The sequence below is a fragment of the Streptomyces mesophilus genome (assembly GCF_011044995.1).
GTDB classification, from domain to species: domain Bacteria; phylum Actinomycetota; class Actinomycetes; order Streptomycetales; family Streptomycetaceae; genus Streptomyces; species Streptomyces mesophilus.
Genome location: NZ_JAAKZW010000089.1, coordinates 1 through 19,677, shown reverse-complemented (window position 1 = coordinate 19,677; position 19,677 = coordinate 1). Strand labels below are relative to the sequence as shown.

Below are 19,677 nucleotides of genomic sequence, written 5' to 3'. Positions count from 1 at the left end.
CGGTCAGCGTCAGCGCAGACTGTGTGCGAGGTTGTCGCGCAGCAGGTGCAGTCCCCGCCGCACATGGCTCTTGACGGTGCCGAGCGGAAGTCCGGTGCGCTGGGCGATCTGTGTCTGGGTGAGGTCCGCGTAGTAGGCCAGTCGGAGAACCTTCCGCTGCTCGGCGGACAGGCGGTCGAGCTCGTGCTGGATCACGATGCGGTCCACGGCCTGCTGCGCGAGGAGCCCGTCCGGCAGGGTGACGAGCTCGTGAGGAGTTGACTGCGAGGCGGCCGCGACCAGCTTGGTCCTGCGGGTGCGTGCCGCAAGCGCGTCGGCGATCTTGTGGCGGGTGATGCCGAGGAGCCAGGAGCGTGCGTTGCCGCGCTCGGGCCGGAAGCCGGCGCGGCCCCGCCAGGCGGCGACGAAGACCTGCTGGGTGACGTCCTGCGCTTCGAACTCGTCGCCGAGTGCGCGCCGCGCCACCGTGTGCACCAGCGTTCCCCACTCGTCGTACAGCCGGCGGAAGACCGTGTCGTCGCCCTGCGCGAACGCAGCCTCGAACGTCTCCTGCGCCTGGTCGGCTGCGTCGACTGCGGTCTCGGCTGTCGTGGTCATCACGACCCCTCCTTTGACAGGTACGCCGGGCAGTGCACCGTTTGCCTGAAGCGAGGTTCATCCGAGGCGGAAGCAGCGCACAACACGCGTCGTTTGTGCATCGTTTCGGGCGGCGGAGGGAACGCGCCGCTGGAACACTGGCAGTCGGCCGCGGCGACGGTGCGGCCCGCGTTGCCTCCGTATGCAGGCGACCCGCGCGTGCCTCCGTATGCAGGCGAAACAAGGAAGTACGGGTGCGGGGTGTGACACCGAGGTGAGGAGCAGCAGATGCCGAGTGAGCCGGACGGCCAGGACAGCAGGGACCTGCCCGAGGAATCGTCCGGGCTCGCCGACGCCGCTCTGACCACCGGGGCTCTGGCCCGCAGGCTCGGCGTCGCCGCCACCACCCTGCGCACCTGGGAGCGGCGGTACGGCATCGGTCCAAGCAGCCGTGAGGAGGGCCGCCACCGGCGCTGGCAGCCGGCCGATGTCGCCAGGATCGAGGCCATGTGCCGCCTGACCGCGCAGGGCGTCGCACCGGCCGAAGCCGCCCGCCTCGCGCTGGCCGGGTCACCTTCCACGCCGAGCATCAGGGAGTCGGAGGCTGCGCAGCAGCCCCTCGGCCCGGGCTCGGCATCAGGCGAGTACGGCGAGCTGCCGCTCGGCCAGGTCTGGCCCGAGAGCCGCGGACTCGGACGGGCGGCGGTCCGTCTCGACGCGGGTGCGGTGCAGGCCCGGCTGCGTGCGGCGGTCGACACCTACGGTGTGGTCGTCGCCTGGGAGCAGATCATCGCCCCGACGCTGCACGCGGTCGGCCGCAAGTGGGCCACTTCCAGCGAGTGTTACGTGGACGTCGAACATCTGCTGTCCTGGCATGTCTCCACGACGCTGCGGTCGGCCGTCAGAGCGCCGGAGCACGAGCCCTTGCTGCCGCCGGTCCTGCTGGCCTGTATGCCCGAGGAGCAGCACTGCCTGGCGATCGAGGCGCTGTGGGCCGCGCTCGTGGAACGCGGTCTGCCCACCCGCATTTTCGGAGCCGGGGTCCCGGTGGAAGCGCTGGAATCGGCCGTGCGGCGCATCGGTCCGTGCGCGGTGGTGCTCTGGTCGCAGACCCGGCAGACCGCCGATCTTTCCGTGGTCCGGGCGCTGCTTTCCCTGGAGTGGGGTGTCCGCGGCGCCCGCAGCCACCCCTTGGTCCTCCTGGCCGGGACGGGCTGGAGGAGTGCGGTGCACGAACAGGGAGCAGGTCGCCTCACGGGTCTGGCGTCGGGGCTCGCGGTGCTCGAATCGCTGTTCCGTGCGGTGACGCAGTCGTCCGGGGCCCCGCCCGGGCCCCTTCCCGCCGACGGGTGACACCCCGTCGGCCGTCGGTCATGCGTCACTCCCGCGGACGCATGACCGACGGCCGGGATGGGGGAGTGGTCGTGGTCTTCGCAGGGTTGCTCCGTCTTGTGGAGGGCCGGCTCCGGTTCCGGAGGGCCGCCCCGCGGAGGATTCGCGGCTCGATGGGACCGCGGATGCACCAATTCAGGCCACACCAGGGTGCATCCGTACGTCTCCCGCACGGGGAAAGGGTGGGTGTGACCGCTTCGCCCCTCGTCACCGACTGGCGGCCACCCGCCCCGAAGCTCTCCTGAAGGATCGCGCTCATGACCGTGTCGGTCGTCCTGTTCACCTGCGACCTCCGCCTGCACGACCACCCGCCGCTGCACACCGCCCTGGAACGGTCGCGCGAAGTGGTGCCGCTGTTCGTACGCGACCGTGCCGTGGACGCGGCCGGATTCGCCGCGCCCAACCGGCTGGCGTTCCTGGCGGACTGCCTGGCCGACCTGGATGCGGGGCTGCGCGAGCGAGGCGGCCGGCTGGTGCTGCGGTCGGGGAACCTCGCGGACGAGGTGGGCAAGGTGGTGACCGAAACCGGCGCGCAGGAGGTGCACCTGGCGGCCGACCACAGTGCGCATGCCCGGCGCAGGGAGGAGCAACTGGGCGCCCTGCTCCAGACGTTGGGGTGCCGCCTGACCGTGCACGACACCGTCAACACCGTGGTGGCCCCCGGCACGGTGACCCCGGCCTCATCGGACCACTTCGCGGTCTTCACCCCGTACCACCGGCATTGGGCGCAGCAGCCGATGCGCACCCCGCTGTCGGCTCCGCGCACGGTACGGGTGCCCGAAGGCGTCGGCTCGGAGCCCCTGCCTGTACGCGGCTACATCACCGGTGTCTCACCCGCGCTCGCGGCCGGCGGCGAGTGGCCGGCCCGCGAGCAGCTCAGCGCGTGGCTGCGCAGCGGTCTGGGGGAGTACGAGGACGGCCATGACGACCTCGGCGGTGACCGTACGTCGCGGCTCTCGCCGCACCTGCACTTCGGCACGCTGTCCCCGGTCGAATGCGTCCAGCGGGCGCTGCGCAAAGGCGGAGCGGGCGCCGAGGCCTTCGTACGGCAGCTGGCCTGGCGCGACTTCCACCGGCAGGTCCTCGCCGCCCGCCCCGACGCGGCCAAGCGGAACTACCGCTCCCAGCACGACCGTTGGCGCACCTCGGTATCGGCCCGTCGGGACTTCGAAGCCTGGCAGGAAGGCCGTACCGGATATCCCGTCATCGACGCGGCCATGCGGCAGCTGCGGCACGAAGGCTGGATGCACAACCGCGGCCGCCTGCTCACCGCGAGCTTCCTCACCAAGACCCTGTACGTGGACTGGCGCGTCGGAGCCGAGTACTTCCTCTCGCTCCTTGTCGACGGGGACGTGGCCAACAACCAGCTCAACTGGCAGTGGATGGCCGGAACCGGCACCGACTCGCGCCCCAACCGCGTGCTCAACCCGGTGACCCAGGCCAAGCGCTACGACCCGGACGGCGTCTATACGCGCCGCTGGGTGCCGGAACTGGCGGACGTCGCGGCCCCGTTCGTGCACGAGCCGTGGAAGCTCCAAGGACTCGAACGCGCCGCGATCGACGACTACCCCGACCCCATCGTGGATCTGGCGGACGGATTGGCCCGGTTCAAGCGAGCCCGGGCCGGGCGTGACGACGCGCCACGCCCAGCCCTGGGGCCAAGAAGCTGTTCAGAACCGGCGATCTGTGAAGTTCCGTGACGAGCGTCGCGTGCACAAGCTCCAGGTGGGGCTCTCCGGTTGGTGAGCCCCGCCGTGGTGAGGGTGCTGTCAGATCGAGCCGATTGCCACGCTGTCGAGTTCCGCCTCATAGCGGGTGAGGCCCTCGGACGTAATGCACTGGGAGCCCATGTCAATTGGGGCGGTGGTGGCACGGCCACTCAGGCGTCCGGTCTGACCCTTGAAGAGGCCTTCGGAGACGGCGCCGCGGTCCACGGAGACAGTGAACGCCTCAGCGAGCATGGACATCTGCGGGAGGAGGGAGGTGCTTCCGTCGTTCCAGGTGATCTGCAGCTTGCCGTAGCCGATCGCGAAGGGGCCCGGGCAGGCGCCGGTCCCGGACCCGACGAAGCGGAAGGTGCCGCTGGTGATCTTCGGGTACTCCGGCGAGGAGCAGCCGTTCAGGTCCCCCCTCGCTTGGATCTGCGTTGTCCCCCTCCTGAAGGTGACGCCGGGCTTGAAGTCCGCGCTGAGGCTGCCGCCTTGGCAGGTGATGGAGCCGCCCTCCGCGGCAACCCTGGCACCGGCCGGGCCGGCGGGCAGGAGTGCGGCACCCGCGGCGGCGATGACCGCGGGAACCAGGAGGCGTCGCATACGGCGCATGAACAAAGCCCTTCGATAGGACGTGGCAAACAGACAGTCCTGGCGCATCCCGTGGAGGCGGCCGGAACGACGACTTGTCTACCGGACATACGACAGCAAATCCCTGGTCACGGCGGTGAAGTCACCCATACGCCCTACTTGTTCCGCGACAGCGAACGAGAGCCGCTCGGTCGACGAAGCCACCGGACGCGCACCGGTCGGGCACGGCCTCACCCACCTCAACAACGGGCGGACTCCCGGACGGACACGAGCGTGGGAGGCCCGGATAGGGCGGCAGCCGAGGGTGTTGGCCGCTTCGTTCCCCCGAGGGGGGAACCAGGGGTATGGCACAGCTTCTATGGGCCGCCGGGTGTGCGACTGAGGGCCCCCGGCCACCACGCCGGGCGGCCGATGTCGCGTACCAACGCCGGGACGAGGAGCGACCGTACGACCAAGGTGTCCAGGAGCACGCCGAACGTGACGATGAACGCGATCTGCACCAGGAACGACAGCGGGATCACCGCAAGCGCGGCGAACGTGGCGGCGAGCACCACACCCGCCGAGGAGATCACGCCTCCGGTCGCCGTGAGTCCGCGGAGCACCCCTTCGCGGACGCCGTGGCGCAGGGACTCCTCCCTGACCCGGGACATCAGGAAGATGTTGTAGTCCACGCCGAGCGCCACCAGGAAGACGAAGCCGTACAGCGGTACGGACGGATCGGTGCCGCCGAAGCCGAGGACGTGCTCGAAGACGAGGGCGGAAACACCCAGTGTGGCAAGGAAGTTGAGCGCGACGGTCGCGACGAGCAGCAGGGGCATGGCCAGCGAGCGGAGCAGCCCGACGAGGATCACAAGGATGATCGCAAGGACCACCGGGACGATGACCGTGCGGTCGTCCTGCGCGGTGCGCTGGGTGTCGTACTGCTGGGCCGTGTACCCGCCGACCAGCGCATCGGCGCCGGGGACCGCGTGCACAGCGGTGCGCAGCCTGCCGACGGTGTCCTTGGCGTCATCGCTGTCCGCGGCAGCGCGCAGCGTCGCGTCGATGCGCACGCGCCCGTCCACGACGAGGGGCTTGGCGCCGCCCGGCCTGCCGGAGGCGCTCGCCGGGGCGGCCGACGAGACACCGTCGGTGTCCTCGATCGCGGCAAGCACGGGCTCCAGCCGGTCGGCGTCGGCGATCACCACGGCCGGGTTGCCCGAGCCGCCGGGAAAGTGCCGGCCGAGCGTCTCCTGAGCGGCCACGGAGGAGGTCTCGTTGACGAACACCTCGTCCAGAGGCACGCCCTTGGAGGTGAGCATCGGGGCGAAGCCGGCGCAGATCAGCAGGGCCGCGAGCGTGCCCGCCCAGACCTTGCGCGGCGCCCGGTCCACCAGGTCCGCGATCCTCGTCCACACCCCGTGACCTGCCGACTCCCGCGCGGACTTGGGCTTCGCCGGCCAGTACGCGGCGCGACCGAGCAGCACGAGGACGGCGGGCAGGAACGTGAGGGTGCTGAGCACGGCGCACACGATGCCGATGGCGCCGACGGGCCCGAGAGCCCGGTTGTTGGTGAGATCGCTGAGCAGCAGTGCGAGCAGTCCGAGCGCCACGGTGGCTCCGCTCGCGACGATCGGCCCGAACGACCGCCTCAGCGCCGACCGCATCGCCTGCATACGGTCACCGGTTACGGGCAACTCCTCGCGGAATCGTGCCGTGAGCAGCAACGCGTAGTCGGTCGCGGCGCCGATGACGAGGATCGAGAGGATGCCCTGCACCTGGCCGTCGACCCGTACGACGTCGTGGTCGGCGAGCACGTAGACGATCGCGCAGGCGAGTCCCAGGGCGAACACCGCGCCGAGGATGATCACGAGCGGCAGCAGCAGACTGCGGTAGACGAGCAGCAGGATCAGCAGCACGGTGACGAGGGCAGCGGCAAGCAGCAGACCGTCGATGCCGGCGAACGCGTCCGACAGGTCGGCCTGACTCGCCGCCGGACCCGCGATCTGCGCCTGCGTGCCGGACACCTTCGCCGCGGCGGAGTCCACCCGGGCGAGCACATCCGGCAGTTTCTCCCCGAGGTCCGGCCGCAGTTGGACGATGCCCTGCATGGCTTCGCCGTCCTCGGACAGCACCGCGGGGGAGGGGCTCCCGACCGTGCCGTCCGCGCCCTTGAGCGAGGCGAGCGCCTCGGTGGCCGCCGTGAGCTGCGCCTTCCCGAGCTTCTGGCCTGCCTCCCCGCCGGTCCACACGACGATCGCGGGGAGCGTCTCCTCCTGACGGAACTGACGCTGGGCGTCCAGGACTTGAGTGGACTCGGCGTTCCGTGGCAGGAAGGCGGCCTGATCGTTGGTGGCGACGTCCCCCAGCTTGCCCGCGTACGGCCCGAGCGTGCCGCCGATGCCCAGCCAGGCGATCAGGAGGACGACGGGAACCAGCCAGCGTGCGAGCCGTGCTCCGCTGAACATGAAGATCCTCTCGAATCGAGAAAGCTCGATGAAAAACAATCTCAATGATTGAAACATTCTCGTGCGGGCGGGTTGAAGCCAGGGTGCTCCGCGCGACAACCGTGTATACGGCCCGACTGTCGCGTTCGGATGCGGTGTGTCCTCCCGTGATCTCGCCCGCATCCAAGAACCCTGGGGCACCAGAAGGATCAAGAGGAGCCCGAACGGGAGACGCCCCGCCGGGCGGAGCACGCGGAGGAGCACGTGAACACCGCAGACACCTCGTCGGGCCGGCACTGCCTGGTCACCGGCGCCACGGGATACATCGGCGGTCGCCTGGTGCCCGAACTGCTCGACGCCGGGCACCAGGTGCGCTGCCTCGCCCGGACCCCGCGCAAGCTGCGCGACCACCCGTGGGCAGGCCGCGTGGAGGTCGTACGCGGCGACGTGACCGACGCGTCCGACGTGGCCGAGGCGATGCGCGGCATCGACACCGCGTACTACCTGGTGCATGCGCTCGGAACGGGGCGCGGCTTCGAGGAGACCGACCGGGAGGCGGCCCGGATCTTCGGCGAACAGGCGCGGGCCGCGGGCGTGCGCCGGATCGTCTACCTCGGCGGACTCACCCCGGCGGGCGTCCCGGAGGCGGAACTCTCACCCCATCTGCGGTCCCGGGCGGAAGTCGGCAGGATCCTGCTCGCGTCCGGCGTGCCGACCGCGGTGCTGCGGGCCGCGGTCATCGTCGGCTCCGGATCCGCATCGTTCGAGATGCTGCGCTATCTCACCGAGCGCCTGCCGGCCATGATCACACCGAAGTGGGTGCGGACCCGGATCCAGCCCATCGCCGTACGCGACGTGCTCCGCTACCTCGTCGGCTGCGCCGATCTGCCGGACGAGGTCCACCGCACCTTCGACGTCGGCGGACCCGACGTCGTCACGTACGTGGACATGATGCGCCAGTACGCGGAGATCGCCGGCCTGCCGCCGCGCCTGATCGTGCCCGTGCCCGTACTGACCCCACGCCTGTCCAGTCACTGGGTCGGGCTCGTCACCCCGGTCCCGCGCTCGATCGCGCGACCGCTCACGGAGTCGCTGCGCCACGAAGTCGTCTGCCACGAACACGACATCGCCGCCTACGTGCCCGATCTCCCGGGGCGCCCCATGCCCTTCGCTGTGGCCGTCGAACTGGCGCTGCAGAAGATCCAGGACGCCCAGGTCGCCACCCGTTGGTCCTCCGCCGCGGTCCCCGGCGCCCCGAGCGACCCCCTGCCCACCGACCCCGACTGGGCGGGCGGCAGCCTCTACACGGACTGCCGTGAACGCGGCGTGGACGTCGCCCCGAACGCCCTGTGGCGCGTCATCGAGGGAGTGGGCGGCGACAACGGCTGGTACTCCTTCCCGCTCGCCTGGGCGGTGCGCGGCTGGCTCGACCGGCTGGTCGGCGGCGTGGGACTGCGCCGCGGCCGACGCGACGCGCACCACCTGCGGGTGGGCGACTCCCTCGACTTCTGGCGCGTCGAGGAGATCGACCCCGGCCGCCTGCTCCGCCTGCGCGCCGAAATGCGACTGCCCGGCCTCGCCTGGCTCGAGATGTACGTGGACCAGGACGCCCAGGGCCACACCCGCTACCGCCAGCGCGCCCTCTTCCACCCTCGGGGCCTGCTGGGACATGCGTACTGGTGGAGTGTCGCACCCTTCCACGCGGTGGTCTTCGGAGGCATGGCCCGCAACATCACGCGTGCGGCGGCGCAGGAGCAGGCGCCTGTGAACTCGCGGGAGGCTAAGGGCCCTTGAGCCCCGTACGGGCCGTCTCGCCGGGAGCCTGGTTGCGGGCGGTGGCCAGTTCGGCGTTGAGGGTGGTGAGGAAGCGTACGACGACGGTCAGTTCGGCATCGGTGAAGCCGGTGCGTGCTTCGGTCGCGGCGGCGGCCAGGGGGCGGAAGAAGGCGCGAGCCGTGCGTTGGGCGTCGTTCACGTAGTGCAGGTGGACGACCCGGCGATCGGCGCTGTCGCGGGAGCGCCGGACGTGTCCGGCCCGCTCGAGCCGGTCGAGACAGGCGGTGACCGCACCCGAGGTGAGGCCCAGGTGCTCGCGCAACCGGCCCGGAGTGAGGGGTTCCTCCGCGTCGAGGATCGCGGCGAGTGCTTGTACGTCGGTCGCGTGCAGCCCTTGCGTGGCGGCGAACCCGTGGACCACCCGGTTGATCTCGCCGTTCATACGGCGCAGCTGCACCGCCAAGGCGCGGAGGTCCGCGTCCGCAGAGCGGTGCAGGTCCGCGTCCCCCGGTGCGTGCAGGTCCGTGTCCGCCGACGGGTGCAGGTCCGCGTCCGTCGGCGCGGACGGCGTCCGCCCGCTGCCGCGTACCGAATCCTTTGCACTCACCACCCGCCCACCTTAGCGGTGGCAGGGGTGTGGCCAGGGCGGACGGCCCACCGAAGGGAGTCGCCCGCCCCGGCGTCAGGTGTCAGGTGTCAGGTGAGCTTCACCCTTGCCGTAGCGGTGGCATCGGGACCGGAACCGAGTAGGCCGTCGCCCCCGCGCCCACCCCGCCTTCGCAGGTGTTCGGCGGCTGGGTGCCGAGCCCGCGGGTGGACGGTTTCTCGGCCGCCCAGAACATGTAGCCGAGCATGCCCGGTGTGGACCCCGCCCCGTTGGGCGCCACGTTCTGCACGTACGAACCCGTCGCGCTCTGCAGCGACCCCGCGAAGTTCGTGCACTCGGGCAGCGGTGAACGTCCGTACGCGACGTACAGGCCGCCCGTGAACTTGGCCGGCGCCAGCGGCGGCACCGGCGGCGCGAACTGCGGCTTGCCGTCGACGTGTTCCTGCCAGCTGGCGGTCGCCGCACTCGCCGAGGGCTGGCGCGCCGGCACCATCGCGTTGGCGTAGTCGAGCACGGGCGTGTCCGTGCGCAGCCAGTCGGCAGTCGCCTTGCGGTTGACCGCGATCAGCCACCGGTCGCCGGCCGCCACGTCGATGGTGAGTCGCGCTGCGGGCCTGCTGCCGCTCGCGTCGTACGGGTGCACCGAGCGGTAGGCGTCGATGAAGGCCTGGAGGGCGGTGAGGTTCGGGTCGGTGTTCTGCTCGTAGTCGATCTCGATGCCGACACCGAGGCGGCTCGCCAACGCGGCCGCGTTGAGCCCGAGTTGGGTGGCGTTCTCGGAGAGTGCGGCATCCCACTCATCGGTGTACGTGATCCCGCCGATGGACAGCATCACCCGCACGCCGCGCGAGGTGAAGTACTGCACGATCTCGGGGGTCATCCCCTTGGGGACACCGTCCACGGTCGTGGCGTCGTCGGTGAGACGCAGCAGTTTCTGCGGTTCGACGAAGCTGAGCACGACGACGTTCACGGAGGGGCGTCCGTCGCCCCGGTCGATGAGCCAGTGGTTCATCGAGTCGAACTCGGCGACGGAGCGCACCCGTCCCCACGTACAGAAGTCGTCACCGCAGTGCCAGGCCCCGTAGACCTGGGGCGGCGTGCCGGCCGCGGCAGCACTCGATGGCGCGGTCGGGATCAGGAGCGCGACGAGCAGGCCGAGGACGGCGAGGAGTCTGTGGCGGACGAGCAAGGAGCGACGGCGCATACGAACCTCCGGAGGAGAGGGAGCGAGCGACCAGACGGCGCGGGCAGCATGGCAGGTCCGTACCAACCCGACAAGATGGCGCGTGCGCTCCCTGCTCCCCCCGCTACCTGTTCCCTGCTCCCCGCTCCTTCGCTCCGGATCAGTTCACTCCGGTTCAGTTCACTTCAGCTCGCGCGAATCCTTCAGGTCGCAGTTGGTGAAGGACGGTCCCCGTGTGCACAGCGCCGTGAGCTGTTCGTTGAGTTTGGCGACCTCGGGGCGATCGTTGTTGCGCATGGCGGCTTCGTGCGACTCGAACTCGATGATCGCGAGGTAGCGTCCCGACTTGTCCCGGTCCTGGAGCAGGATGCGGTGTGTGGGGCCGCCGGACTTGCCCTGCATCTTCTGCTCGAAGCGCTCGAGCAGTTTGCGCAGCTCGTCGATCTTTTGGGTCTCGAATTCGATGATCTGGACGAATTTCTGGCTCATGGGGGCCTCCCCCTCATGCCGTCGCGCCCCGGGCCGGAACACGCTCAGGACCCAAACAACCACCGCCCCCGGCACCCGGCAATCGCCTGCGCACGCTTGCCGGGCTGGGAATTCCTACGCCCGGTGGTGGCGGGCCCCGTCACCGTCCGGTTGATCCTGCTCAGCCCGCCCCACCGACCGCAGCCCGCAACTCGTGCAGGCGCAGCGCCAAGTGGAGGCGCAGCGCCGCGTCTGGGGAGCGCCAGTCCTCGCCGAGCAGGACCCCGATCCGGTCCAGGCGCTTGAGCAGGGTGTTGAGGTGCACGTGCAGGGCGCGGGCCGACCGGCTCAGGTTCCCGGAGTGGGCGAAGTAGGCGGCCGCCGTGGTCACGAGGTCGGTGGACCGCCGCCGGTCGTACGCGAGGAGCGTGCCGAGCTCGTCCTCGAGGAACCGGTGCAGATCGTCCGTGCGGTCGGGGTCGAAGACGAGCGCGTACATCCCGTACCGCTGGGTGGCGGCCCCCCGGTCCTGTTCGCCCAGGGCCCGCAGCACCTTGATGCAGCGCTGCGTCAGCGTGAACGAACGGGCACGTTCCTGACCCACGATCCGGTCGGCGACGACGAGGCTCGGCGCACCGAGCGTGCGGCCCAGCTCCTGGTGCAGGGCGTGGGCGGCGGCGTCCGCGTCGTCGGCGCGAAGGAGCATGGTCGCGCGCCCGAGGTATTCGCCCGCGAGCCCCGACCACCTGGCCGACAGGGGTTTGAGGTGCCGGACGATGTCGCTCGCGGATCTCTCCGGACAGTCGGCCACGACGAGGGTGTCGAGGTGGTCGACGTCGACGCCACGGGCGAGCGCCCGGTCGCGCTGCGCAGGGTGCAGGGGAGCGGGGGACATCAACTCCATGAGGAGCTCGCCGCGGACCCGTTCCTCCGCTTCGACCCGGGCGTCGCGCATGAGGATGAGCAGCCCCATGATCTGCGCGGAGCGCTCCAGCATGCGGACGTCCGCCGGCTCCGGTGGACTTCGGCGGGCCAGGGAGAGGAAGCCGAAGTGGCTTCCGCCGGCGCGTACGGCCACCACGCTGCGAAAGGTGCCGTCCTCGCCCCGTACCGTGGCGCAGCGCCCGGTGCCGCGTGCCTCCTCGCGCAGCGACCTGGCCAAGTCCCCTTCCGAGTCCGCCCGTTGCCCTTCAGGGGAGCGGGTCGCGAGCACGATGTCGTCCCGGTCCTGAACGGTCACGGTGCCTTGCAGATGCTCGACGAGGAGTTGCGCGATGTCGCCGGGACCGCCGCCGGTCAGCACCACGTGCGTCAGGGCTTCGTGCACGGACGCGGCCCGTTCCATCGTGGCGACCTGGTCCTCGATGGTGCGATACGCGTCCGTGAGGCGCTGCAAGGAGCTGCGGGTCTGCTCGTACAGCCGGGCGTTGTTGAGGGCGACCGCGGCGTGGCTGGCGAAGGCGCTGAAGAGCGCCACCTCGTCCTTCTCGAAGGGACGCTCGCTGCGGTCGGCGGCGAAGAGGGCGCCGATCGCCTCGTCGCCCACCAGGAGCGGTACGCCGAGCAGCGCCATGAGCCCTTCGCGGGGGACCAGGAGGTCGAAGGCGGGGTCGTGGGGGAGGGCTTGTGCCTCGCGGTAGTTGCTCACCCAGAACGGCGCCTTCGACTCGATCACGCGCCCGCCCAGACCGAATCCCGGTGGCAGCCGGGCGGATGAGAACTCGGGCGAGATCGTTCCGGCGGACGCCCGGACCACGAGGCGTCCCTCCTCGTCGAGCAGCGACAGATAGGCGAAGTCGCTGCCGATCAGCTCATGGGCGTGCCGCACGATCGACCGCAGCACCTCGTCGACCTCACCGAGCGCGGTGAGTGAACGGGCCGTCGTGTACAGGCTGTTGAGCTCCCGCTCGCGCCGTAGCCGGTAAGCGGGCAGCTCGCCCTCGCCCTCGCCGCCGACATCGCCCTCGCCGCCGACATCGCCATTGGTGCGGCCGGAGCCCGTCCCCGTGCGCCCGGAGTCTGCGCGTGCCATCGATACCCCCGCCAGGAATCAGGTGGTCAATACTTCCACCCGGATGTCGCCATCAGTGGATTTCCTTTCCATCCTATGGGCGGCGCGCGCGGCCCTAACCTCGCCCCACGACACACGGCCGTGCCGCGCGATGCGGTCTCCGTGCCCGACCCCTGGGAGTGACAAGGATGTCGATTCCTGCCGACGGTGGCCTGTACGCCGTCGCGACCCGCAAGGCGATGCTGCGGCTGCTGCCTCTGCTGTGCCTCGCCTACTTCATGTCGTACGTCGACCGCACGAACATCGCGCTCGCGAAGACCCATCTGCAGGCGGACGTCGGCATCAGCGTGGCCGCGTTCGGCCTCGGCGCCGGGCTGTTCTTCCTGACGTACGCGCTCTTCGAGGTCCCCAGCAACCTGATCATGTACCGGGTCGGTCCGCGGCGCTGGATCGCGCGCATCGCGCTGAGCTGGGGCGCGGTCACGGCGCTGATGATGTTCATCGCGAACGACATCACCTTCTACATCGGGCGGATGGCGCTCGGCGCGGCCGAGGCAGGCCTCTACCCGGCGATGATGTTCATGATGACCCGGTGGTTCGCGCAGAAGGACCGCGCCACCGCGATCGGGTTCATCTACCTCGCGCCCACGCTCGGCCTGCTCCTGGGCGGACCGCTCGGCGGTGCGCTGATGGAACTCGACGACCTGGCCGGATTCCACGGCTGGCAGTGGATGTTCCTGATCGAGGGCCTGGTCACGATGGTCATCGGCCTGGTGGTGCTCGCCTTCCTGCCCGAAGTGCCCTCCGACGCCCGCTGGTTGCGAGCGGACGAGGCGGCGGCGCTGAGCGAGCAGGCGGACCAGGGAGCCGATCCCCGCGCCGGGCACAGCCTCAAGGGCAATCTGGGCCAGGCGTTCGGACGGCCGTTCATCCTGCTCATCGGGGTCATCTACTTCCTCAACCAGGTCACGATGAACGGCGTGACGTTCAACGTGCCCTCGATCATCGAGTCGTTGGACGTGAGCGGATCGTTCCTGATCGGACTGCTCAGCGGAGTGACCGGCATCGGGGGCACGATCGGTGTGCTGGTGATGCCGGCGCTCTTCCGGCGCCTCCCGCGCGAGTCGCTCACGATCGGCGTCCTGGCCGTGGCACCCGCCGCGATCGCCGCGGTGTTCCTCGCGGTGTCGTCGCCCACCGTGCGCATCGTGCTGATCGGCATCATGTCCGCGATCATCTTCGGCACGCTGCCGATCTTCTGGTCCGTCGCCATGGCCCGTATGTCGGGCATCGTGGCCGCCGCCGGCCTGGCCTTCATCAACACCGTCGGGCTGACCGGCGGATTCGTGGGGCCGTACCTGTTCGGCCTGGCCGAGGCCGACTCCGGTGACCCGGCCTCCGGCTTCTCCATCGTGATCATCGCGTCCCTCATCGGCGGCGCCCTCGCGCTGGCCCTGCACCGCGCGCTGCGGCACGAGGACGCCAAGTCCGCCCCGGCCGCGGCCCCCGTCCCCGAGCGCAACCCGGAGGTACAGCCGTGACGTTCCAGACCGAGGAAGGATTCCCGCTGGCCGAGATCCCCGGGGCGTACGCAGCCGAGCTCGGCGACACCGTGGCGGTACGGGCCGACGCCGACGTGCTGACCTGGGCGGAGCTGCACCGCGGGAGCAACCGTGTCGCCCGGGGTCTGCTGGACGCCGGAGCGGCCACCGGCCGGATCGTGGCCCTGCTGCTGCCCAACTCGACCGACCTGATCCTGGCCGTGTTCGCCTGCTACAAGGCCGGTGCCACCCCGCAGGTCCTGTCCCCGAGGATGAAGCCGGCGGAACTCGACGCGATCCTCGAACTCGGCGACCCCGCCGTGGTGGTCACCGAGCAGGGCCGCGTGCGACAGGGCCACGCGACCGTCGACGACCTGGCGGCCGGGCAGCCCGACCATGACCTGGACGCGCCCCTCGCGCCCTCGTGGAAGGCCCCGACCTCGGGCGGATCGACCGGCCGCCCGAAGATCATCCTGTCCGGCCGGCCGGCGGTCACGTCCGGCTTTGATACGGGCATGTGGGGGATCGCACCGCGGCAGCAGGCGCTGATCACCGCGCCGCTGCATCACAACGCCCCGTTCGTCACGGCCCTTTCGACCCTTTTCCTCGGCGGCACGGTCACGTTGCTGACCCGGTTCGACGCCGAGCGGACGCTGGCCGCGATCGACGCGTACGACGTGGACTGGGTGTATCTCGTCCCCACGATGATGCGCCGCATCATGGCGCTCCCGGACGAGGTGCGCCTCCAGTACGCGCTCGCTTCCCTGCGGTCGGTCTGGCACTGCGCCGAACCCTGCCCGGTCTGGCTGAAGCGGAAGTGGATCGAATGGCTCGGTCCGGAGCGGATCTGGGAGTTGTACGGGGGCACGGAGGCCGAGGCCGGGTGCACCCTGCGCGGCGACGAATGGCTCCGGCATGTCGGCTCGGTGGGGCAGGTGACCTGGGGCGAGATGAAACTGCTCGACCTCGACGGCGCCGAGATCACCGGTCCCGGTGTTTCCGGCGAGATCTACATGCGGGTGACCCCGGGGACGGACGCCACCTACCGCTACATCGGCGCCGAACCCACCGCGCGTGACGGCTGGTCCTCGCTCGGGGACATCGGGCGGTTCGACGCCGACGGCTATCTGTATCTGCTCGACCGACGGTCGGACATGATCACCGTGGGCGGCGTCAATGTGTACCCGGCGGAGATCGAGGCCGCACTGGTCGAGCACGAACACGTCCTGACCGCGGTCGTGATCGGTCTGCCCGACGCGGACACCGGCAACCGGCTGCACGCGATCGTCCACACACCCGAGCGGGCCGGCGTCACCGCGGACGAGATCCGCGCCTTCCTCGACGGCCGGCTGTCCCGCCACAAGCTGCCGAAGACGGTCGAACTGGTCCATGACTCCTTGCGCGACGCGGCGGGCAAGGTCCGCCGTTCCGAACTGCGCGCCCAGCGCGTCACCGAGCTCGCCCGATGAACGGAGCCAGTTCAGTGGACAGCGACCAGCCGATGACGCATAGACCAACCGACGACGGGAGGAACACGGCTGTGAACCCCAGAACTTTGGGAAGACGCACCTTGCGTATCGGAGGGATCCTCGCCGCCGCCACCGCACTCCTCGCCTCTTCGATGAGTGTGCGGCCGGCCGAGGCCGCCGGCATACGGTGCGAGGCCCTCGCGGGGACGGCCGTGCCCGCGGCCGTCATCTCGCTCCCCACCAACGGCGGCCGGGTCACTTCGGCGTCGCAGGTGACGGAGACGGTCGGCGGCCGGAGCGTCACGTACTGCCGTATCGACGCGTCCCTCTTCCCCGTGGACCGCTCCGCACCCGCCATCGGGATGCGGCTCGCCCTGCCTCGGGACTGGAACGGCAGATCGATGATGTTCGGCGGCGGCGGCTTCAACGGCACCGTCCCCGACCTCCGGGCGAACGTTCCCTTCGGACCGCAGGACCGTCCCGTCCCCCTGGCGCGCGGATACGCGATGTACGCGAGCGACTCCGGACACCAGGCGGATCCCACCAAGCACCCCATCGCGTCCCTTGACGGCTCCTTCGCGGTGAACGACGAGGCGCTGCGGAACTTCGCCGCCGGCGACGCGCTCAAGAAGACCCACGACGCCGCCCAGTTCCTGATCCGGCAGGGATACCGGGCCCAGCCCGCCCAGGTGTACTTCGCGGGCGGCTCGACCGGCGGACGCGAGGCCCTGGCAGTGGTCCAGCGCTGGCCAGACGCCTTCGACGGCGTGATCTCCGCGTATCCGGCATGGAACAACCTCGCCGAAGCCCTCTATCTGGGCCACGCCACGCGGCAGTTGGCGCAGCCGGGCGCGTTCCCCGGCCCCGAGAAGCAGACCCTGCTCTACGACCGTGTCATCCAGGCCTGCGACGGCCTCGACGGGCTGACGGACAAGGTCGTCTCGAACCCGGAGGCCTGCCGCTTCGCGCCGGAGCAGCTGCGCTGTCCCGACGGCGGCGACAGCGGACCTTCCTGCCTCTCGGACCGGCAGATCGCCTCGGTGAGGACCATCTCCTCGCCGTGGAAGTGGCCGTACAAGGTCGCCAGCGGCGAACAGGGCTACCCCGGCTTCCCGTTCCTCTCCGGCGCCGACATGAGAACACCGCTCCTCGGCTTCGGAACGACGGCGCCCTCCACGCCCATGCCGCTGACGAGCGGATACGGCATGCAGTACTGGGACCAATGGGTGAGGTACTTCCTGACGCGGAACCCCGGCCACGACTCACTGGCCCTCGACCCTGAGCGGCCGGGCGAGTGGCTCGACCGGATCAGCCGGCTGTCCGAGCTCCAGGACCTCAACCACGCGGATCTGCGCGCGTTCTCGCGGTCCGGCGGCAAGCTCCTGCTGCTGCACGGCGCCGCCGACGAGCTCGTCTCCCACCGCTCGACGAACGACTACTACGAGCGCGTGACCGCCACGATGGGGGAGCGGGGAACGAAGGAGTTCTCGCGCTACTACCTGGTCCCCGGCGCCAACCACGCGAACTTCGGCACCCCGGCATTCGCCGCCGCCTGGGACTCGGTCACCGCGCTCGAGCAGTGGTCCGAACAGAACCGGGCCCCGAACGCTCCGGTCGTCACCGACGCACGCGACGGCAGGGCCCGCCCTCTGTGCACGTACCCCCTGTGGCCGAAGTACCAGTCGGGCGACCCCGACAGCGCGGGAAGCTTCACCTGCTCCCGTTGACACCATCTGCTGGGGATCACACCGGGGTTGCCTTCCGGGATCACACCGGGGTTGCCTTACACGCCAGGATGGATGCCGTGCGCGCGTGCGGCATCCAACCAGCGCGGGAACTCCTGCACGAGCTGGTCGTAGAGCACGTCGTCCGGCACGGTGAGCGGGTCATGGCCGGCGTGGAAGAACCCCGCGTTGTCGACAACACGCTTGTGGGGAACGGCGAGTTCGTCGAGTTTGCGCAGGAAGTCGAACTGCTTGCTGTGCGGGTCGCCGAAGCCGATGAACTGCCAGAACAGCGGCAGCTTCGCCGCCTTGCACACATAGCGTTCGGCGGCGAGCTTGTTGATCGGGCCGCCGTCCGTCTGGAAGACCACCAGGGCGGGGGCCGTGGTGCCGCTGTCCAGGTAGTGGTCGATGACCGCGTCCATCGCGAGGTGGTAGCTGGTCTTGCCCATATGCCCGAGCCCCGACACGATCTGCTCGATCCGGCCCTGGTGGCCTGCCAGTTCGATGGTCTCGACCGCGTCGATGTCGGTGGAGAAGAAGACGGTGGGCACCTGGCCGTCGTCGTCGAAATGCGCCGAAAGCCCGAGCACGCGGTCGGCGAGCGCCTGCACACTGCCGTTCTTGTAGTACGGCTTCATCGAGCCGGAGTAGTCCACCACCAGGTAGACGGCGGCCCGTTGACCGTCGAGCCCGTGCTTGGTCAGGGACACCCCGGCACTCTTGTAGAGACTGACCAGCGCCGGAGCCGTCTCCTCCACCTTGCGCAGACTGATCGCCGCCATATTGCCGCCCCCTGGCTCGCCGTTCGCTACGGATGGCGAGGTTACGGCACACGCCTGTGCACCTGCGGGCTGGATGGTGCTCATCACGTTCTCAGCCGGCGGCTTCCGGCTCGATTCTTCGCGATGTTTCTGATCTTCTTCGCCCTGCCCGACTCGGCGAGCAGGGCGAGTACCGCCGGGCAGGTCGAATTCTCGGCGAGATCGCGCTGCATCCAGTACGTGACCTGCGCCAACTCCCCTGGTGTCGGCACATGCCCCTCCTCGATGGACAGACGGAAGAGCCAGTCGTCGACACGGCGGCGGATGAACTCGCGGAACGCCTCCGTCCTCAACCGGTCGAGCTCCGGCAGCAGTCCGGCCGACCACTGCCGGAACGCGGCAGGACCGGTCGCCTTCATCGCGACGCGGTCCACGAGGGCGACCACCGCCGTCTTGGAGGCCATCTCGTCGGGGTCGCGCAGGATCGTGGCCACGATCGCGCGGTCCCGTTCGCGGCTCTGCGAGGCAGCGGTCACCAGGACGACGCGTTGGTACGCGGCCGATCGGACGTGCCCGTCCGCCACGGCGAGCTCGACATCCACGTCGACGATGGCGGACTCCGCCAGCAACTCGGCCACATCGGAACGCAAGGTCATCGCTCTCCTCCCTGGTCGGACGGGGGCAGGATGCGGGCCACCATCGCCTCGATCAGGTCCTCGAGAGGGTACGGCGCCAGCAGGTCCGGGACGGTGAGGTCGTCCACGATGAGGCCGAGCATCGCGAGGTAGAGCAGGACGACGCTCACGCGGTCGCCGGGCAGGCCGGCGTCCAGGTGAAAGCCGACGTTGGCGTCGAGCTGCGCCGTGAAGAACCGGGTGAGTTCCGCGTGCAGTTCGGGGCGCCGGGTCGCCTCCAGACGCAGCTCCATGAGGGCCAGCCAGCTGCTGCGGTCGGCGCGCATCCGCCCCAGCAACTGCTTGAGGAGCGTCGCGACCAAGTCGGCCGACGGCTTCTCGCGCATCGTGTCCGCGAGTTGGGACTCGTCGGGCGTCAGCCGCTCCTGGATACGGGTCATGACCTGGGCCAGCAACTCGGCGCGGTGAGCGAAGTAGTTGGTGGCCGTGCCCTTGGGCACCTGCGCTGCGGTGTCGACCGCGCGCAGGGTCAGCCCGCGCGAACCCTCGTGGGCGAGGACCTCGATGGCCGCATCGAGGAGGGCTGTGCGGCGGGCCGCGTTCTGGCGCATCGGCTGTTCCTTCCGGAAACTCATTGACACCACTGCGGATGCAGTACTACGTTCTAACCACTGCAAACAGAGTACATCAGTTGCCGTGATCGCGGATACCCGCCAAGGAGTCAGATGCGAAACCAGCGCAAGTCCCTGCGGATCAACCACCAGCAGATCGCCCGCTTCCCGCAGCCCGCCAAGCCCCGCTCCAT

16 protein-coding genes are annotated in these 19,677 nt (G+C 70.1%); 6 read left to right on the top strand and 10 right to left on the bottom strand.

From position 1 onward, the window contains the following. Nucleotides 1-9: 9 nt before the first annotated feature. Nucleotides 10-600, bottom strand: a complete 591-nt coding sequence (locus G6045_RS21065) for a sigma-70 family RNA polymerase sigma factor (protein ID WP_408056349.1) — start codon at nucleotides 598-600, stop codon at nucleotides 10-12. A gap of 264 nt (nucleotides 601-864) precedes the next feature. On the opposite strand from G6045_RS21065, the gene G6045_RS21060 reads away from it, so the two are divergent. Together G6045_RS21060 and G6045_RS21055 are read left to right on the top strand one after the other, a co-directional pair. After that, on the top strand, nucleotides 865-1,929 hold the full coding sequence (locus tag G6045_RS21060; protein ID WP_165333586.1) for a MerR family transcriptional regulator: 1,065 nt from the start codon (nucleotides 865-867) through the stop codon (nucleotides 1,927-1,929). 296 nt (nucleotides 1,930-2,225) lie between these two features. After that, the gene (locus G6045_RS21055; protein ID WP_165333585.1) at nucleotides 2,226-3,668 is read left to right on the top strand and encodes a cryptochrome/photolyase family protein; all 1,443 of its coding nucleotides are present in this window, start codon (nucleotides 2,226-2,228) and stop codon (nucleotides 3,666-3,668) included. A gap of 69 nt (nucleotides 3,669-3,737) precedes the next feature. On the opposite strand, the gene G6045_RS21050 is transcribed toward G6045_RS21055, so the two are convergent. Beyond that, entirely contained in the window at nucleotides 3,738-4,280 is a 543-nt protein-coding gene (locus tag G6045_RS21050; RefSeq protein WP_165333584.1) for a hypothetical protein, read from the bottom strand. A 344-nt stretch (nucleotides 4,281-4,624) separates the two neighbouring features. Then, nucleotides 4,625-6,715 (bottom strand): MMPL family transporter, encoded by a 2,091-nt coding sequence (locus G6045_RS21045; protein WP_165333583.1) that lies wholly within the window; start codon nucleotides 6,713-6,715, stop codon nucleotides 4,625-4,627. Between the two features lie 243 nt (nucleotides 6,716-6,958). Between G6045_RS21045 and G6045_RS21040 the strand changes: the two genes are divergently transcribed. Continuing rightward, a complete protein-coding gene (locus G6045_RS21040; protein WP_165333582.1) occupies nucleotides 6,959-8,488 on the top strand; it encodes an SDR family oxidoreductase in 1,530 nt (509 codons plus the stop codon). Here the strand turns inward: G6045_RS21040 and G6045_RS21035 are convergent. The 4 genes from G6045_RS21035 to G6045_RS21020 form a co-directional block, all read right to left on the bottom strand. Continuing rightward, a complete protein-coding gene (locus G6045_RS21035; protein WP_235968124.1) occupies nucleotides 8,475-8,990 on the bottom strand; it encodes a MarR family winged helix-turn-helix transcriptional regulator in 516 nt (171 codons plus the stop codon). The genes G6045_RS21040 and G6045_RS21035 overlap by 14 nt on opposite strands. Nucleotides 8,991-9,177: 187 nt before the next feature. Further along, nucleotides 9,178-10,281, bottom strand: coding sequence for a glycoside hydrolase family 18 protein (locus G6045_RS21030; protein WP_165333581.1), 1,104 nt, complete (start codon nucleotides 10,279-10,281; stop codon nucleotides 9,178-9,180). 159 nt (nucleotides 10,282-10,440) lie between these two features. Further along, on the bottom strand, nucleotides 10,441-10,749 hold the full coding sequence (locus tag G6045_RS21025) for a hypothetical protein (protein WP_165333580.1): 309 nt from the start codon (nucleotides 10,747-10,749) through the stop codon (nucleotides 10,441-10,443). Nucleotides 10,750-10,909: 160 nt separating this feature from the next. Further along, nucleotides 10,910-12,760 (bottom strand): helix-turn-helix domain-containing protein, encoded by a 1,851-nt coding sequence (locus G6045_RS21020; RefSeq protein WP_165333579.1) that lies wholly within the window; start codon nucleotides 12,758-12,760, stop codon nucleotides 10,910-10,912. A 167-nt stretch (nucleotides 12,761-12,927) separates the two neighbouring features. On the opposite strand from G6045_RS21020, the gene G6045_RS21015 reads away from it, so the two are divergent. The 3 genes from G6045_RS21015 to G6045_RS21005 all read left to right on the top strand — a co-directional run bounded on the left by G6045_RS21015 (nucleotide 12,928) and on the right by G6045_RS21005 (nucleotide 17,476). After that, entirely contained in the window at nucleotides 12,928-14,280 is a 1,353-nt protein-coding gene (locus G6045_RS21015) for an MFS transporter (protein WP_235968122.1), read from the top strand. Next, nucleotides 14,277-15,749 carry an AMP-binding protein gene (locus G6045_RS21010; RefSeq protein WP_165333578.1) on the top strand — a complete coding sequence of 491 codons (1,473 nt, stop codon included), beginning with the start codon at nucleotides 14,277-14,279 and terminating at the stop codon, nucleotides 15,747-15,749. The genes G6045_RS21015 and G6045_RS21010 overlap by 4 nt, the downstream gene beginning before the upstream one ends. Nucleotides 15,750-15,850: 101 nt before the next feature. Continuing rightward, nucleotides 15,851-17,476, top strand: coding sequence for a tannase/feruloyl esterase family alpha/beta hydrolase (locus G6045_RS21005; RefSeq protein ID WP_235968120.1), 1,626 nt, complete (start codon nucleotides 15,851-15,853; stop codon nucleotides 17,474-17,476). Between the two features lie 56 nt (nucleotides 17,477-17,532). Here G6045_RS21005 and G6045_RS21000 read toward each other — a convergent pair whose 3' ends face one another. The 3 genes from G6045_RS21000 to G6045_RS20990 all read right to left on the bottom strand — a co-directional run bounded on the left by G6045_RS21000 (nucleotide 17,533) and on the right by G6045_RS20990 (nucleotide 19,483). After that, entirely contained in the window at nucleotides 17,533-18,258 is a 726-nt protein-coding gene (locus tag G6045_RS21000) for a vWA domain-containing protein (protein ID WP_165333577.1), read from the bottom strand. A gap of 83 nt (nucleotides 18,259-18,341) precedes the next feature. Further along, nucleotides 18,342-18,893 (bottom strand): hypothetical protein, encoded by a 552-nt coding sequence (locus G6045_RS20995; RefSeq protein ID WP_165333576.1) that lies wholly within the window; start codon nucleotides 18,891-18,893, stop codon nucleotides 18,342-18,344. Then, a complete protein-coding gene (locus G6045_RS20990) occupies nucleotides 18,890-19,483 on the bottom strand; it encodes a TetR/AcrR family transcriptional regulator (protein WP_165333575.1) in 594 nt (197 codons plus the stop codon). The genes G6045_RS20995 and G6045_RS20990 overlap by 4 nt, the downstream gene beginning before the upstream one ends. Nucleotides 19,484-19,677: the final 194 nt, after the last annotated feature.